This window comes from Bacillus sp. BHET2 (assembly GCF_005938125.1).
Lineage (GTDB): Bacteria > Bacillota > Bacilli > Bacillales > Bacillaceae_B > Rossellomorea.
Genome location: NZ_VCQN01000004.1, coordinates 295,537 through 312,086 on the forward strand (window position 1 = coordinate 295,537; position 16,550 = coordinate 312,086).

Sequence of the window (16,550 nt, forward strand, 5' to 3'; positions counted from 1 at the left end):
TTTTCCGATCCCCTTCATACATATGAATGAAGGGAGCGATGACACATGATGCATTTATCTCCAATTACCATTCAGGGACATACTTTTACAGCCATATCTGTTGAACTGCCGAAAACAAATTTGCTCGTTGTGACGAGTGAAAATGGATATATAATGTGTGGAGCACTTGATGTAGCGTTGCTTAATGAAAAGTTAAAGGACAGGGGAATTATTGCAGGAAGAGCTGTTGGCGTGAAAACGATTGATCAGCTTCTCGATTCCCCCTTGGAGTCCATTACCTATGAAGCAGCCAATCGAGGCATCCATACGGGTATGATCGGCCGGGATGCTCTAGTGAAAATGATATAAATAAGTTGGAAAGGACCAGTTGCTTAATTGAATGGAGGCTGGTTCTTTGTTTTGTAATAGTGGGAACAACTCAATTTCCATTCATATTCTCCTTGTAACATTGCATTATTCTTTAATGAATAAATAACGAAATGCATCTTGCAAGATCGTTTTATTCCTTTATAATGGAGATACTAGGAAATTTTGTCGAAAAATGAAAGAATTACATAGGAGAATTCTATGAGGCTTATATCAACGAGGGCGTTAAAACCCGGCATGGTTCTAGCTACAACGGTATATAATATGAAAGGTCAAGCTTTAATACACGATAACGTGCCGATAACCGAACGCATGATTTATAGATTGCAGGAGCTTAGTATTCAGTATGTCTATATTGAAGACTCGCTTTCTAGTGGAATCCATGTGAAGGGAACCATTTCAAATAAAGTGAGACAACATGCTGTTTTGCATATCGAGAAGGCCTTTAATCAATTAAGCGCATCGAAGTCCCAGCCCAATCTGCTCGTGATCGAGGATAGTGCCAAGCAATTGAAGCAGGTAATCGAGGTGGTCTTGTCTGAAGTAAAGGCAAACCAAGATCTCCTTACGATTTTGACAGATGTATTTGCATACGATTCCTATATATTTCATCATTCATTTAATGTAACACTCTATACACTTTCCGTTGGTCTCGAACTGAAACTGTCTCCGAAACAATTGGAACAGCTGGGGGTAGGGGCGATTCTGCATGATATCGGTAAGATGCTGGTATCGGAGGATGTCCTTTTGAAACCAGGTAAGCTTACAGAAGAAGAGTTCAATGAAATTAAGAAGCACTCGGAACACGGCTTTGAAATTCTGAGGAAGCTTCATTCAGTACCCTTGGTTATTGCCCATTGTGCCTATCAACATCACGAGAGGTTGAATGGATCCGGATATCCTCGGGGAATCAAAGGTGAAGATATTCATCCATTTGCAAAGATTATTGCAGTGGCTGATGTGTTCGACGCTATGACATCCAACCGTGTATATCGGAAAGCTATGCTTCCCCATCAAGCACTTGAGGTATTGTATGCTGGCTCTGGCACGCTTTTCGATGCACATGTAATTGAAGCTTTCAGGTCTTCGGTTGCGATCTATCCGACCGGGATGATAGTCGATTTGAACGATGGCCGAAAAGGAATTGTCACCGATCAAAATAAAGGGGTAACAGATCGACCGGTTATCCGGATTATCGAAGAAAATGGTGAGGAGTTAAAATGTCCTTATCCCCTGGATCTAAGCAAACAATTAGACAAGATGATAACGGGATTCGACCCTGATTATGAACCTCAATCGCTTAAAATTAAATAAATATTTGCGTTAAACCCCTCTTACTGTGCATACAAATAGCTTGTAAGGGGGGATTTTTTTGTCAAAGTTTAAAACGCACAAACCCCGAAGAGGAGGGCCGCTGCCTTTTCGATATGTTATGATCATTACGTTTCTCTTTTTTATGATTTCGACTGGATTTGGATTGTGGATCATTAACAAAGGGTTGAAGCCTACGCTTCTTGCTTATGCAGAAACGCAAACAAGCAGAATCGGAACCTTGGTTATCAATAAAGCGATTAACAAGAAAATTGCTGACGTTCTTGATATTGCAGATATAACGGAAGAAGTGAAAAACTCAGATGGTGACATCGTTTCCTTTAAATACAATACCCAGACGATCAATCGGGTTCAGGCAGAGATTACGAATTTAGTACAGCAAAACCTCCAAGAAGCAGAGGAAGGCAATATAGAAAATCTTGAATTCATCACTGAAGTTGAAATCGATAAGTCGAAATCAAAAGCATCAAAAGGTATCACCTATTCGGTTCCACTAGGGCAAGCAACCAACAACGTGCTGCTCGGTAACTTAGGACCGAAGATACCTATCCAGTTCCACTCCATCGGTGATGTCCGTTCAGATGTGAAAACGACCGTAGAACAGTTTGGTATTAATAATGCTGTTGTAAAAGTATTTGTGGAGCTTGAAGTAAATGTGCAAATCATCATTCCTTTTGCAACGAAAACAGAAACCATTAAACAGGATATTCTGGTTGCCATGGGAACAGTTCATCTGGATGTGCCTCAATTTTATAATAACGGAGGGGGAGATTCCCAACCTTCCATTGAATTTCCCACAAATTAGTTCGGGAAAAAAGTTGTCAAAAGAATAATAGTTTGTTATATTAATAAAGAAAATTTTATAAAACACCACATCATCAGTCCGATGGGGTAGAGGCGCAGGGTTCAAGAGTAATCTGTTTGAGGATGACAACGTAGAGAACAGACGAAAGGGAACTTTTGCCGAAGTAAATAAACATGTCAACTGTGTATTTGCTGGGGTTATCTTGAAAAAGGATAACACTGTCATTATAGGGCAATCTCTATAATGGGGAGCTACAGATCGTGATGGAGCACATACATTACTTATAAAGGTAATGATAGTTACTCTATCGTTGCCTTTTTTTATTATCCTCTATCATGCTACGTTTGTTCCCCCCTATCAATTAGGAGGAGGACACAATGGAAAACACGATTTACTCACTATTACCACCCCTTTTAGCCATACTTATGGTTATACTCACAAGACGGGTTCTACTTTCATTAGGAGTAGGAATTGTCGCTTCTGCCTTTTTACTGGCGGATTTCTCAATTACGAAAACATTCAACTTTATGTGGGACGCCTTTAAAGGCATCTTTGTCGCAGATGGAGCACTTAATACTTGGAATGTCTATATCATATTCTTCTTACTTATTCTTGGTGTCATTACTGCATTTGTTAACATTTCAGGCGGTAGCCGGGCATTCGGGGAATGGGCGATGAAGCGTGTAAAGACAAGACAAGGCGCACAGCTTCTTGCTGCTGTTCTAGGTATCATAATTTTTATTGATGACTATTTTAACGCCCTTGCGGTTGGACAGGTTTCAAGACCGATTACAGACCGTCATAGAATCTCACGTGCAAAGCTTGCCTATATCATTGACTCGACTTCTGCACCTATCTGTGTCGTTTCACCGATTTCAAGCTGGGGAGCATATATTATCGGGATCATTGGTTCGATTCTGGCTACACACAGTATCACGGAATACACAGCGTTTTCAGCCTTCATCCAAATGATTCCAATGAATCTTTATGTATGGGCGGCTGTCTTACTCGTCATCATGGTTGCCTATAAAGGATTGGACTTTGGGAAAATGAAGGAACACGAAGTCAGAGCAATTGAAACAGGAGCGCTTTATGACCCTGATAAAGAGATCCCTGGAGAATTGAAAAATGATCTTCCTGTCAGTTCAAAAGGTACTGTTGGAGATCTTGTCTGGCCGATTGTTGCACTTGTGATCGGCACAGTTTCTATGATGCTGTGGACGGGGTATCAAGAAGTGGGCTCATTCGACATATTGCCGATTTTTGAAAATACGGATGTGACTAAATCATTATTGTACGGTGGTTTATTCGGTCTTCTAGTTGCTCTGATCTTCTTCCTTCGTCAAGTCAGCTTGAATGGAATTGGAGCGGGAGCCATTGGTACAGCTGTCGTAGAAGGAATCAAGTCAATGCTTCCAGCGGTATATATACTCATCTTTGCCTGGACGATTGTGACACTAATCGACCAATTGCAAACAGGTACGTATCTTGCTGGACTGGTTGAACAGTCTAGCCTTCCGATGCAGGCATTGCCGGTCATTTTATTCCTGGTAGCGGGAATCATGGCTTTCTCTACAGGTACATCTTGGGGATCATTCGGAATCCTGCTTCCGATTGCTGGGGAAATCGCCGCAGCAACAGATGTAAGTATCTTACTTCCTGCAATGGCTGCCGTTTTAGCCGGGTCCGTTCTGGGTGACCATTGTTCACCGATTTCGGATACAACCATTCTTTCTTCTACAGGAGCAGGAAGCAATCATATTGATCACGTGATCACGCAGTTACCATATGCCATCATAGGTGCTGTGGTGGCTTCCATTGGATACCTTGTATTAGGATTCACTGGAAGTACACTGCTTGGATTAGCAGTTGTGATTATTCTGATCGTTGCATTCGCCTTGCTATTTGGTGAAAAAGCAAAGCCGGCTCCAACTGAATAAGAGCACACGAAACCCAGGAGATATTTTTGCTCCTGGGTTTTTTTATGGAGCTCAAAGTGAAGAATCATTAAAAAATCTTCTGAACCTTTGTCCCCCTGAGTCTTCATGATTCGACAAAATTCTTATGGTGATATAGTACCGGTATTCCTTTTTTGAATTTCTGTATGTAACGTTAAAATAAAGCTTTGACAATTGTCCAAGAACTAGCTATACTGACTTTAGATTAAAATAATCTGAAAATATAAAAATTTCAAATACCTTAAAAGGTAGTTGGAAAGAACTAGGGGGGAACAAAATGGAGAAACGTGCACAATTTGGTACACGAGCAGGATTTATTCTAGCTGCTGTCGGCTCGGCAATCGGACTCGGAAACATTTGGCGTTTTCCAGCAGTAGCGTATGAAAATGGTGGTGGAGCATTCTTTATTCCTTATTTATTCGCTCTTCTAACAGCAGGTATTCCATTATTAGTACTTGAATTCACAATTGGTCATAAGTTCCGTGGTTCAGCACCGTTATCTTATTTCCGTCTTAATAAGAAAACCGAATGGCTTGGCTGGTGGCAAGTATTAATTGCCTTTGTCATTTCAACCTACTATGCCGTCATTATCGCCTGGGCGATGTCGTATAGTGTGTTTTCATTCAATTTAGGGTGGGGAACAGATACAGAAACATTTTTGTTCAGCGACTATTTGAACCTTTCTGTTGACCCGGGTCAAACAGGCAGCGTGGTTCCTGGTGTCTTCATTCCGCTAGTCATCGTATGGGCCGTTACGCTTGGAATCCTCTTCAAAGGAGTTAAGAAAGGGATCGAAGTAGCGAATAAAATCTTTATTCCAGCACTTGTCATTTTATTTTTAATTATTGTTGTTCGCGCTTTAACTTTACCTGGTGCGATGGAGGGGCTAGACGCATTCTTCAAACCAGACTTCAGTAAAATTGCTGATCCCGGCGTATGGGTGGCAGCATATGGACAGATATTCTTTAGTTTATCCATTGCCTTTGCCATCATGATTACGTACTCAAGTTATCTGCCTAAAAAATCGGATATTACGAATAATGCATTTATCACAGGTTTCAGTAATTCCGGCTTTGAATTATTAGCAGGTATCGGTGTATTTGCGGCGTTAGGGTTCATGGCACAATCTCAAGGTGTTGCAGTGCAGGATGTTGTGAGTGGTGGCGTTGGATTAGCCTTTGTTGTATTCCCTCAAATCATTAACGAATTTCCAGCATTCAACGAAGTATTTGGATTCTTATTCTTTGCTTCCCTTGTCCTTGCCGGTTTGTCATCGTTAATTTCGATATCTGAAACGTATGTAGCAGCTGTTTCAGAGAAGTTCGGGATCTCCCGTAACAAAGCCGTTATATTCGGTGGCGGACTTTCAGCTGTCATCTCTATCCTTTTTGCAACTCAGGGAGGACTATTGTTCCTGGATGTAGCGGATTACTTCATCAACCAATTTGGAGTAGCGTTTGTAGGATTAGTGGAAGTATTAGTGGTTGCATGGTTCCTGCGCAAACTTGGAACATTCCAATCCCATGCCAATGGTATCTCAGATATTCAGCTTGGAGCTTGGTGGAAAGTATGTTTGGGAGTCATCACACCAATCGTCCTAGGTTGGATGATGTTCGGTTTATTCAAAATGAACTTACTTAAAGAATTTGACAACGAAACTGGAAACTACGGAGGCTATTCTGATACTTTCGTGCTTTACAGTGGATGGTTTGTGGCAGCCTTTGCGATCCTGATAGGGGTAGCATTCGGATTTAAACGCTGGCATGCAAAAACAGATGCTGAAAGCTATAAGGAGGTAAGCTAACATGAGTGGTAGCGCGATTGCAATGATGGTTGTAGGTATGGTCATCATCTGGGGTGGATTAGCAGCTAGTATCATGAACGCTGTTTCCAAGTCAAAGAAACAAGTATAAAAGGAAGAAGCAGACGATGGGTCTCCATTGTCTGCTTTTTTAGTGCTTCTTGTTTTCGATTCGTTCCTGACGCTCCCACATCCTTAAATGAGGATAGGGATCAAAGGACCATTCCGTCAAACCATTATCCTTATACATACCGTAATGTAAGTGAGGGGGGAATTTCCCCGAAGTTCCAGGAGGTCCATATCCAGAGCTTCCAACACCGCCGATCATCATGCCAGGTTCAACGACTTGTCCTACTTGAAGATCTTTAGCGAAACCACTCAAGTGGGCGAAGTAATGATACGTATTATTGATGTCACGTATCCCGATCCGCCAGCCTCCATAACGGTTCCAACCCTTCATCTCAATGATTCCATAAGATGTAGCCCTTACAGGGACCCCGTAATCCGCAAATAGGTCCGTCCCTTCATGAATGCGTCTTCCGCCCCATCCACGGGCATCACCCCAAGTGTTTCGGTAGCTGTAATTGAATCGCAATGGGAGTGGGAAGGCTTTCTTATTTAAATGAATCGTTCCGTACTGTTTATATATTTTAGCATTTCCCATTATGATGCTGACAGTTTTATCACGCTTGTAATAGTCCCAGAGGGCAAGCTTAAAGTTGTCCCGATCAATGCCATATCCCAAGATGTAGTCTGTTAAGGCAGCAAGAATGTCTTCATCACTCTTCAGGCTCGCTTTTCCATCAAGGTTCCCATCTCGACCGATTCCGCCGAATAGAGCAATCGTTTCAGGATTGTCATCTTCAGTGTTAGGATTTAGAGGACCGACCCATTTTTCAGACTCCATATAAATTGATATAAGAGAAGATGGCTTATCCCTGTCCTTACGGGCAAAGCTGAGACTACGCTCGTATTGATCGATTGCGGCTAAGTAGTACCAGGGGATTTGGGTCAGGGCCTCACTTTTTTGGAATAGTTCCATACGTTTTGTGTGAATCTCTTCATCTGTCAGCGTTTCTGCTGCGCTGGAGAGAGAGGGACTTGCAAACATGAAAAATGCAACAAGGGTAAAGACCAATCGTTTGTACAAAATAATCACTCCATTTTTAGGGACCTATTAGTAGTTTGTATCGTTCTCAAGGATTCATAATCATCAATAAATGGTAATAGGGTAACACATGCTTGTTTTCACTTTTTTAGTATGATAAAGTGACAAAAGAAGTATATTGATGATGGCTTTATTTACATAAGATGAACGATCAAGATAGCGTTTCACTCTTTGCCTAAGTCAGAATATTTAGGATTGGAGATGAGGGGTATGAGCAAGAAAGATGAACACATTCGTAAACCGGATTGGCTTAAAATTAAGCTAAATACGAACGATAACTATATGGGCTTAAAAAAGATGATGCGTGAAAACAACCTTCACACAGTATGTGAAGAGGCTCGTTGTCCTAATATTCATGAGTGCTGGGGAACTAGACGTACAGCTACATTCATGATTCTCGGAGATATTTGTACACGTGCATGTCGTTTTTGTGCTGTGAAAACAGGCCTTCCGACTGAATTAGATTTGAAAGAACCGGAACGCGTGGCCGATTCTGTACAAATGATGAATCTAAAGCATGTCGTGATTACGGCTGTTGCTCGTGATGACTTAAAAGACGGTGGTTCTCAGGTCTTTGCTGAAACGGTTCGTGCCATTCGTCGTAAAAGTCCATTCACATCGATCGAAGTATTACCTTCAGATATGGGTGGGATTTTCGATAACATTAAGACACTAATGGATGCGAAGCCAGACATTATGAACTACAATGTCGAAACTGTTCGCCGCTTGACTCCAAGGGTTCGTGCCCGTGCCACTTACGATCGTACTCTGGAATTCCTACGTCGTGCAAAAGAATTAAATCCTGATATCCCGACAAAATCTAGTATCATGGTTGGACTTGGAGAAACGAAGGAAGAAATTCTTGAAACGATGGATGACTTGCGTGCACACCATGTCGATATCGTGACATTAGGTCAATACCTGCAACCTTCCAAGAAACACTTGAAAGTTCAAAAATATTATCACCCTGATGAATTTGCTGAATTGCGTGAAGCAGCGATGGAAAAAGGCTTCAGTCACTGTGAAGCGGGTCCTCTTGTTCGTTCTTCTTATCATGCAGACGAGCAAGTGAACGCAGCTGCAAAAGCAAAGCAGGCAAAAGGTGAGCAAGAAGTTCAAAAAGCCTAATTTCACATAATAGTAAAGGACTGACTTGAAGGAGAAGCTCTCTAACAGTCAGTCCTTTTTGTAGCAGAAGAAAAAGGCGGAGCTGGCCTTACTAAGCCGTCTCCGCTTTTCTTGTTGTCGAGCTCCGGCGGCTAGTCCCTCGAGGTCACAACTGAAAAATCCCATAAGGCAAAAGGCGCCTTTTGGGATTTCCCAGTTGTGCTTGTCGGGCCTGACCAAGCCGTCTCCGCTTTTCTGTTAGTCCATCATTTTATCCGTATCAGTATAGTCGTTGCGTTTTTGACGGTCCATATTGATTTTGTGGGTGTCGTCGTCACGCATCTCGTATTGATCTGATGTCATTTCACCATTTGCATTTTCACCTGAGTCTACATTTTTCCCTTGGGGAGAGTCTTGTAGCATAAGGTTAATCGTGTCATCAATGGCTGTGTTGACGTTATCACTATCACTATCCATTTGGGCAAGGTTTTCGACATTACGCATCAAGCTTTTGTCATCTGTTACATAAACATGGTACCATCGTGGGATGACAGACATGGCTGTTTTCTTTACTTGATCGGCTACTTCAAAGCGACCGTCTTTATCCTTTTTATCTGTAATATAGGAGACAAGCACTTCTTCGTCTGTGACGAGAGTGGAGCAGTCTTTAACATCGGGAAGGGAGACACTCATTTTACTGATACTGTCCGCGACCTGTTCACGATTGATACTGTACATATCCTTCGTTGAAATATTTTGGCCACCGGTAGGGCTCTTTTGCTGTCGGACATAACCGAAGCTTTCCCCGCGATGAGCACCTTTTTTGGTCCAGTTATTTTCGTTATACAGGTCTTCCCGGTCACTTACATTGATGGTGTTTCCGTTATCATGAAACATTTCTTCATTGGCCGTGTCTATTCCATTACAGGCTGTTCCGATTAGTGTGATACTTAATACAGTTGTACCCAGGATTATTTTATTCAACATAAACACCCCCTATTTGTTAGGGTGACCATCTCTTATTGTAATTTTTCATAGTAATTAATGGACAATCCGTTATAATTTAAGATAAGGAAATGAAAGTGGGTGGACGCGATGATTTGTGTACAGAATACGTGCTACGAAATCGTTGAAGAATTTAGAGACGGATTCAACGAGGAAGCATTCAAGGAAAGATATAGCGATATTTTAAGCAAATACGATTATATCCTCGGTGATTGGGGATACGGCCAGCTCAGATTAAAGGGATTCTTCGATGATCACAATCAAAAGTCTTCTTTTGACACAAAGGTAAGTACACACAAAGATTACTTATATGAATACTGTAATTTTGGCTGCGCTTATTTTCTTGTGAAAAAAGTTAGTAAATAATAAGTAAAGAAAGGAACAAGCGAGGGACTCGTTTGTTCCTTTCTTTACGCTTAAAAGCTATTTCACCAAGGGGAGCCGAACAAAAGGGAATAGAATCGACTCACTTTCAGTGTTAGTTGCGTAACTATCGGTGTATATTGCGTAACTAACAAGTTTCGTTGCGCAACTCCCCCTTCGTATAAAACTCCAAGCATATCAAATCAGAGTGAAGCAAATTTCACTTCACCCTGATTTATCATTTTACTCATTTTCTGTATAAGGGGGTTCCTCATTCACTTCAGGATCTGCATGAACTGGATGAGATCCAGGTTCTTGGCGTGGAATATCCTGATGAAGGGATTTGTTTTCATAGTTGAAGGCACTATAGTAACGTTGGCCCTCTTCCCAAGGTGTGCTTTTGTTTTCAACAGGGGAATGTTTTCCTCTCGGAGCCCCATATGGACCTTCCGGAAGCGTTTCCGGTACGAGGAAATTACGGTATGTTTCCACATTGGAGAAGTCGCTGTATACTTCATCTTTACGGTCTTTACTCATTTTATCTCCCACCTTTCATACCTTTAGTATGTGAGAGGGAGGTGGAGTTCATTCTTTAAGCAGTATAACCGACTAAAGAATGATTTCCCCTAAGAAATCCCTTAATTCATCCGCTTCTTCCTCTGTTAATTTAAATACACTTTCTACATACCCCGGCTCATCAAGGTCATCCCTGCCGATGATTGAAAATCGGCTGCCTTGAAGATCCAATACTAAAGATTTTCCGTAATAGCGTTCGGTTTGGGTAATAGCAAGGTCGTACCGTTGATTTTCACCCATAAAGCTGACAAAGCGGGTTTTTGTATTTTCCATGTCATCGTATAAATAAAATCGTTCACTCATGACGATGTCCTCCTCTTTTTCTGCTTATTTCATCATATCAAACTGAGGGGACAAATGCAGGGTGGAGCTATATGTTAATGGAGAAATTATGTTAAAATAAAGTTTGAAGATTTCGTTTTAGAAAGAGGTGAGCACCGTGTATTTTGTAGATAGAGAAAAGATTGAAGAAATATTAGTGTATATGAATGAGCAATTGATGATCATCAATGATCATGATCAATGGGGCTCCACATTAGAGAAATTAGCCTTAGAGCGCGTTGCCCATACACTCGTTGAATCCATTCTTGATGTAGGAAACAGTATGATCGATGGATTTATTATGAGGGACCCTGGAAGCTACGAGGATATCATTGATATTCTGTTGGATGAAAAGGTGATCAGTGAGAAGATGAGTGAAGATCTTAAACGACTTGTCGAACAGCGTAAACCACTTGTTCAGGACTATATATCGGTTGATCATAATCAATTACACATGATCTTAAAAGATGTTTTTCAATCATTAACTCAATATCCACAACAGGTACGCAACTATCTTGAGAATGAACTCGGTCCTGTATCTGCATTTAAAAATTAAGAGTATTTGACAGCGCTTTCTATATAGAAGGCGTTTTATTTATTTGCAGAAAGCCCCAACGAATGAAGGGACATACTATACACAATTATGGAGGTAAACTAATGAAAGAATATAAAGGCTATTTAATTGATTTAGACGGTACGATGTATAAGGGGAAAGAGAAAATAGAGGAAGCAGGGGACTTCGTTAAACGATTGCAGAAAAAGGGATTGCCTTATCTATTTGTGACGAATAATTCCTCAAGAAGCCCGGAACAGGTTGCTGGAAAATTACGTTCCTTCGATATTCCAGCAACGAAGGAACAGGTGTTTACGACATCAATGGCCACTGCGACATATATGGCTAAGAAAAAACCGAATGGCTCCGCTTATGTCATCGGTGAAGAAGGAATCCGTTCAGCGCTTGAAGAGAACGGCATCACGCTCCAGAATGAGAATCCTGATTTCGTGGTAGTTGGAATTGATCGGGATATTAACTATGAGAAACTTTCCCTTGCTTGTCTAGGTGTAAGAAATGGAGCAACCTTTATATCGACGAATGGAGATATTGCGATTCCGACTGAAAGAGGTTTACTGCCTGGGAATGGCTCACTGACATCCGTTGTCACGGTTTCCACACAAACTGAACCGATCTTTATCGGAAAGCCAGAATCAATCATTATGGAACAGGCTCTCGAAGTATTAGGAATCCCGAAAGAAGATACGCTTATGGTGGGTGATAATTATGATACAGATATATTAGCTGGAATAAACGCAGAGCTTGATACGCTTCTGGTTCATACAGGAGTCACCACGAAAGATGGGTTGCGTTCAAAAAACATTCAGCCAACCTATACAATAGAAAACTTAGGGGAATGGGATATTTAATGAAAAAAGTGGAGGCAGATGAACCGCCTCCACACCGAAACAACCCTTGCACGAACCATTATGGTAAAAATATAATAAATTAGTAATATATTCAGAATAGACAACCAACGTTTGGAAAAGTAGAATAGAATTAGTGTTAAAGAAGTAATTAGAATACTTTTTATACTTTAAGGCCTCTTTTTATGGTCTTATTTCAATGAATACCTACGCCTCTCGGGGTATTGTTGTTAAGTATCATAGAAGGAACAACAGTGTAACTCCTTATGTATGATGAAGTATTTCCTCTAACTAACTTTCATTTTTCCGTTACACATGCTTGAGTACATAAAAGGAATAGGCAGAATGAACGTGAGAAAAGAATAGGTTAAGAAAGATTTTTGAATTTCTTTTTAAAATCTTCCGAAATTAAGTGTAAAGGTATTGAACTAGGGTAAACACCAAAGGTAGTAGGGGACTATTAGCGTTGATACTGTCTTCAATTTCTAACTATTCTTTACGAATGCAAACAACTTTAAGAATGAAAGTCACTGTTTCTTGGTTTGATTTTCGAAACAATCCACGTCATTTCTAAAGAATTTTTAAAAGGGTAGTGAGGTAATGAGTATTACAGTTACAGGACTTGTCGGAAAGAAAATAAGGCACCATAGAAGAGCAAGGGAAATCACCATCCAAGAACTGAGTCGCAAATGTGGATTAACGGTTAATTACATTTCATTGATTGAAAAAGGAGAGGCGAACCCTTCTCTAAACAAGCTAAACGCGATCGTATGTGCTCTGGATGTTCAGTGGGATGAGATCATGCCAAGTTGTGAAGAACACAAAGACATCTACAATCAAACGGTACGTTAATGAACTAATTTTTTCTTTATTATTTCTAGTTCGATCAGAATGATAAGATCATTACTGATTTTTACCTATTTTGCTTTCTAGGCATCAATAAGGGCTCCGTCGCTTAGGATCTTTTTAAGTGAAAGCCTTTATTTGATGTGTTTTCGTTTAAGTAATCCTTAGTACATTAATGGGGCTGGGACAAAAGGGTTTTAGCCAAGAAAAATCTGAACAATTATTCGATATTTTTTCATGAAAATCGAAAACGTTCGGATTTTTTATTGTTATTTTAAAAGCATACTCAGTGTATTTAACTGGTTCTAGCTGTTGATTGGAGTGCAAGACGAAGACTCCTGCGGGAAAAGCGGAATAGGTGAGACCCCGCAGGAGCGTCAGCGACGAGGAGGCTCGCCTTCCGCCCCGAGGAAAGCGAAGTCTTGCACGGAAATCAACAGCGGTGTCACAAGAAACCCTAACATGGTCTTATATCCTGATTGTTCGTTTTTCGATTATATTGATTTGGTTATGTCCCAGCCTCAGTAAAAACTATTCATCGATGTGTAATACTAAAGGTAGTTAAAAGGATTTCATTATGTGTGAATACAAACGTCTAAAGAGTGAGTATCAGCATACTTCTTCTATCACTAAAAAATCAGACGACTTGGATCGTCTGATTTGGGATTTATTCATTCTCATTCTGCGCTTCGGCCCGGTGTGCAAGGCGGCTGGAAGCAGCTGCAGCGATGGCACCGACAATATCATCTAAGAAGGTATGACACATTCCTGATGATTTATCGTTCAACCTCTCAAGAATTCCCGGTTTTTGCTTATCGATAAATCCATAGTTCGTAAACCCGATCGATCCATATACGTTCACAATCGAAAAAGCAAGGATTTCATCTACACCATACAACCCCTCATCTACTTCGATAATTGCTTGCAAAGGTTCTTCCAACATCTTTTTCTCAGCTAATATATCAAGTTGAATACCTGTTAGTATCGCATTCTGTACTTCACGCTTCGTTAACACACGTTCAACGTTATAGACACATTCCTTTAATTCAAGATCAGGATGATACTTTTGTTGAAGGTACATGACCAGTTGAGCGATATCCTCAATTTCCACTCCTCTTTCATGTAACCATTTACGTGCGGTTTTCTCTAATAAATCCATTGATTCTTTATCCTTCATCCTATTCACCTTTTTCCTTGAAAGATTATAAAACCCCTATTTCGATTAGACGAAGCCTTGTTTTACTCATATGATTCCCAATTGAAAAATAGACATAATAATAGCTTCTGTTCTCATTCTTGCCCATCTCTTGATTTAGATATTCATCAATGCAAAGGAATCATTTTTTTGCACATATTTTAAGTGTGTCATGTTAATGCACGATAAAAAGATGGTCACTTTAGATAGGAGAGATTTGCATGTCTCAAGAAATATTAATCAATCATTTTGGGCTGCATCCTGAGCGGGCATTTTACGATGGTATGATGGATCGATATATGGTCGGGGGATTAGTATATAGTATTGTAACCGTTTCGAATATGGAACAGGAAACCTTAGTGGAACTTTATAAACTAGCCGAGCATCTAAAAGGTCAGGGTGACCGTCATGTATCAACCTTCGTTCAAAGCAACGAAGGGAGATTCCTGGTTGTAGAAAAAGATAAAGATTATGTGGTATTAAGAAATGAAAGCATCCCATCACCCCCAGACAATAAGCTTGGCAGAAAGCTAAGTAAATTTCATTTCAGGGGACGGACCTTTGAAGAGAAAGTAGAGAAGATCAACCGGATGGGACAGTGGAAGGATCTTTGGGAAAAGCGCCTTGCCCAGCTGGAGAAGGCCTATTACCAGGTCATACAGGATCAGCCTGTTGATGAGTTTGAACGTCGCTTTGTAGAGAGTTACCCTTACTATAGTGCTTTGACGGAAAATGCTATTCAATATCTGGTGGATACTGAGCTCGATGAAGATCCGGTGGCTGTGGATGCTGGGACCATATGCCATGAGAGATTTCTCCAATCTACATGGGGAAGAGAGGTGTCTATCCACTTCCCTTTTCAATGGGTATTCGATCATTACAGCCGGGATATTGCCGAGTGGGTGAGGGAGCGTTATTTCATGAGGAGCCAAACGTTTCATCCAGACCTCCAGGAATTTATGAAAGAATATGAATCGATTTCTCCCCTTTCCCCTTTTTCATGGAGATTGCTGTATTCAAGACTATTATTTCCCCTTCATTATTTCGAATGCGTCGAAGAATATTATATTTCTCAATCTGAACAAAAGAAGAAAGTAGTAGAAGAGAAGCTCGAACGTTATTTGAAGAATTCCCATCAATATGAAGCATTTCTGGCTGATTTTTATCATATGTCGGAAGTACCCGTGAAAAAATGGGGAATCCCGCTTGTAGCATGGCTATAGCGTAGACTTCCCAGAGTGAGACCTTCACTTTTATGCTAAACTGGAGAAAAGAGTGAAGGTAGGGACTACATATGAAGCCATTTATCTATATTACGAGAAAGCTGCCGGAAGCAGTGATTGCTTCATTACGAAATGATTTCGAGGTCGAGATGTGGGAGCGTGAGGATGCGACGGTACCAAGAGACATTCTTCTGCAGAAAGCTGAGAAAGCCTCTGCTTTACTCACAATGCTTTCGGATAAAGTAGATCGGACATTATTACAGAGATCTCCCTCTTTGAAAGTCATCGCAAACCTTGCAGTAGGATATGACAATATCGATTTGGAAGCGGCAAATGAATTCGGTGTAACCATATGCAATACGCCGGATGTTCTGACGGAAACAACGGCTGATTTAACCTTTGGGCTTTTGATGGCTACAGCCAGAAGGATCGTTGAAGCAGATCGCTATATTAAAGAAGGAAAGTGGAAAAGCTGGTCACCTTTACTCCTGGCTGGTTCAGATATTCATCACAAAACAATCGGGATTGTTGGGATGGGAAGTATCGGTGAAGCGGTAGCCAGAAGAGCAAAGGGGTTCAATATGAATGTCCTATACCATAATCGTTCCAGAAAGCACGATCGAGAACTGGAATTGGGTGTTCAATATGCAGGGTTTGAGGAACTTCTCACCCAAGCAGATTTCGTGGTCATTCTTGCTCCCTTGAATGATGATACAAAGGAAATGTTTCATGAAGAACACTTCAACATGATGAAAGAATCGTCCATCCTCATCAATGCAGCCCGTGGTCCGATTGTAAATGAAGGAGCCTTAATGAAAGCATTAGAGAGGGGTGACATAGCAGGAGCAGGCTTAGATGTGTTCGAAACTGAGCCGATCGATCCGGATCATCCGCTCCTTCAATTCGATCAAGTGGTGGCCACCCCACATATCGGGAGCTCGTCGAAAGATACCCGCCATAGCATGATGACCTTATGTGCAGAGAATATCGAGGCAGTATTGAAGGGAGACATTCCGAGGAATAGGGTGAAGTAAAACAAAAAAAGCCTAAATCCAGAAGGATTTA

Annotated in this window: 18 protein-coding genes and 1 riboswitch; of the genes, 13 read left to right on the plus strand and 5 right to left on the minus strand. The window is 40.9% G+C overall.

Annotated elements, in window-relative coordinates; genetic code table 11:
- Nucleotides 1–45 precede the first annotated feature (45 nt).
- The 6 genes from FGG79_RS16625 to FGG79_RS16650 all read left to right on the plus strand — a co-directional run bounded on the left by FGG79_RS16625 (nucleotide 46) and on the right by FGG79_RS16650 (nucleotide 6,374).
- Complete coding sequence (locus FGG79_RS16625) at nucleotides 46–348, plus strand: YunC family protein (RefSeq protein WP_138780380.1); 303 nt, start codon at nucleotides 46–48, stop codon at nucleotides 346–348.
- Between the two features lie 219 nt (nucleotides 349–567).
- Entirely contained in the window at nucleotides 568–1,680 is a 1,113-nt protein-coding gene (locus tag FGG79_RS16630) for an HD-GYP domain-containing protein (RefSeq protein WP_138780382.1), read from the plus strand.
- Between the two features lie 58 nt (nucleotides 1,681–1,738).
- Complete coding sequence (gene yunB / locus FGG79_RS16635) at nucleotides 1,739–2,503, plus strand: sporulation protein YunB (protein ID WP_138780384.1); 765 nt, start codon at nucleotides 1,739–1,741, stop codon at nucleotides 2,501–2,503.
- A 79-nt stretch (nucleotides 2,504–2,582) separates the two neighbouring features.
- Nucleotides 2,583–2,765, plus strand: a riboswitch (Lysine riboswitch).
- Between the two features lie 115 nt (nucleotides 2,766–2,880).
- A complete protein-coding gene (locus FGG79_RS16640; RefSeq protein WP_138780386.1) occupies nucleotides 2,881–4,443 on the plus strand; it encodes a Na+/H+ antiporter NhaC family protein in 1,563 nt (520 codons plus the stop codon).
- Between the two features lie 295 nt (nucleotides 4,444–4,738).
- Entirely contained in the window at nucleotides 4,739–6,265 is a 1,527-nt protein-coding gene (locus FGG79_RS16645) for a sodium-dependent transporter (RefSeq protein WP_138780388.1), read from the plus strand.
- A gap of 1 nt (nucleotide 6,266) precedes the next feature.
- The gene (locus FGG79_RS16650) at nucleotides 6,267–6,374 is read left to right on the plus strand and encodes a methionine/alanine import family NSS transporter small subunit (RefSeq protein WP_082386369.1); all 108 of its coding nucleotides are present in this window, start codon (nucleotides 6,267–6,269) and stop codon (nucleotides 6,372–6,374) included.
- Between the two features lie 39 nt (nucleotides 6,375–6,413).
- Here the strand turns inward: FGG79_RS16650 and FGG79_RS16655 are convergent, their stop codons facing one another.
- On the minus strand, nucleotides 6,414–7,373 hold the full coding sequence (locus FGG79_RS16655; RefSeq protein ID WP_138780561.1) for a M23 family metallopeptidase: 960 nt from the start codon (nucleotides 7,371–7,373) through the stop codon (nucleotides 6,414–6,416).
- 258 nt (nucleotides 7,374–7,631) lie between these two features.
- Between FGG79_RS16655 and lipA the strand changes: the two genes are divergently transcribed.
- The gene (gene lipA / locus FGG79_RS16660; protein WP_346764083.1) at nucleotides 7,632–8,558 is read left to right on the plus strand and encodes a lipoyl synthase; all 927 of its coding nucleotides are present in this window, start codon (nucleotides 7,632–7,634) and stop codon (nucleotides 8,556–8,558) included.
- 237 nt (nucleotides 8,559–8,795) lie between these two features.
- On the opposite strand, the gene FGG79_RS16665 is transcribed toward lipA, so the two are convergent.
- The gene (locus FGG79_RS16665; RefSeq protein WP_138780390.1) at nucleotides 8,796–9,524 is read right to left on the minus strand and encodes a YhcN/YlaJ family sporulation lipoprotein; all 729 of its coding nucleotides are present in this window, start codon (nucleotides 9,522–9,524) and stop codon (nucleotides 8,796–8,798) included.
- A 108-nt stretch (nucleotides 9,525–9,632) separates the two neighbouring features.
- On the opposite strand from FGG79_RS16665, the gene FGG79_RS16670 reads away from it, so the two are divergent.
- A complete protein-coding gene (locus FGG79_RS16670; RefSeq protein ID WP_138780392.1) occupies nucleotides 9,633–9,908 on the plus strand; it encodes a YutD family protein in 276 nt (91 codons plus the stop codon).
- Nucleotides 9,909–10,148: 240 nt separating this feature from the next.
- Here FGG79_RS16670 and FGG79_RS16675 read toward each other — a convergent pair whose 3' ends face one another.
- The gene (locus FGG79_RS16675) at nucleotides 10,149–10,442 is read right to left on the minus strand and encodes a cytosolic protein (RefSeq protein WP_138780394.1); all 294 of its coding nucleotides are present in this window, start codon (nucleotides 10,440–10,442) and stop codon (nucleotides 10,149–10,151) included.
- A gap of 72 nt (nucleotides 10,443–10,514) precedes the next feature.
- Nucleotides 10,515–10,784 carry a DUF3055 domain-containing protein gene (locus FGG79_RS16680; protein ID WP_138780396.1) on the minus strand — a complete coding sequence of 90 codons (270 nt, stop codon included), beginning with the start codon at nucleotides 10,782–10,784 and terminating at the stop codon, nucleotides 10,515–10,517.
- Between the two features lie 136 nt (nucleotides 10,785–10,920).
- Here FGG79_RS16680 and FGG79_RS16685 point away from each other — a divergent pair, with 136 nt between their 5' ends.
- The 3 genes from FGG79_RS16685 to FGG79_RS16695 all read left to right on the plus strand — a co-directional run bounded on the left by FGG79_RS16685 (nucleotide 10,921) and on the right by FGG79_RS16695 (nucleotide 13,073).
- Nucleotides 10,921–11,358, plus strand: a complete 438-nt coding sequence (locus FGG79_RS16685) for a DUF86 domain-containing protein (RefSeq protein ID WP_138780398.1) — start codon at nucleotides 10,921–10,923, stop codon at nucleotides 11,356–11,358.
- A 101-nt stretch (nucleotides 11,359–11,459) separates the two neighbouring features.
- Complete coding sequence (locus tag FGG79_RS16690) at nucleotides 11,460–12,224, plus strand: TIGR01457 family HAD-type hydrolase (protein WP_138780400.1); 765 nt, start codon at nucleotides 11,460–11,462, stop codon at nucleotides 12,222–12,224.
- A 597-nt stretch (nucleotides 12,225–12,821) separates the two neighbouring features.
- The gene (locus tag FGG79_RS16695; protein WP_138780402.1) at nucleotides 12,822–13,073 is read left to right on the plus strand and encodes a helix-turn-helix domain-containing protein; all 252 of its coding nucleotides are present in this window, start codon (nucleotides 12,822–12,824) and stop codon (nucleotides 13,071–13,073) included.
- 661 nt (nucleotides 13,074–13,734) lie between these two features.
- Here FGG79_RS16695 and FGG79_RS16705 read toward each other — a convergent pair.
- The gene (locus FGG79_RS16705; protein WP_138780404.1) at nucleotides 13,735–14,244 is read right to left on the minus strand and encodes a phosphatidylglycerophosphatase A family protein; all 510 of its coding nucleotides are present in this window, start codon (nucleotides 14,242–14,244) and stop codon (nucleotides 13,735–13,737) included.
- Nucleotides 14,245–14,483: 239 nt separating this feature from the next.
- On the opposite strand from FGG79_RS16705, the gene yutH reads away from it, so the two are divergent.
- Together yutH and FGG79_RS16715 are read left to right on the plus strand one after the other, a co-directional pair.
- Nucleotides 14,484–15,485: a spore coat putative kinase YutH gene (gene yutH / locus FGG79_RS16710; protein ID WP_138780406.1), complete on the plus strand. Its 1,002-nt coding sequence runs from the start codon at nucleotides 14,484–14,486 to the stop codon at nucleotides 15,483–15,485.
- Nucleotides 15,486–15,556: 71 nt separating this feature from the next.
- On the plus strand, nucleotides 15,557–16,519 hold the full coding sequence (locus tag FGG79_RS16715; protein WP_138780408.1) for a 2-hydroxyacid dehydrogenase: 963 nt from the start codon (nucleotides 15,557–15,559) through the stop codon (nucleotides 16,517–16,519).
- Nucleotides 16,520–16,550: the final 31 nt, after the last annotated feature.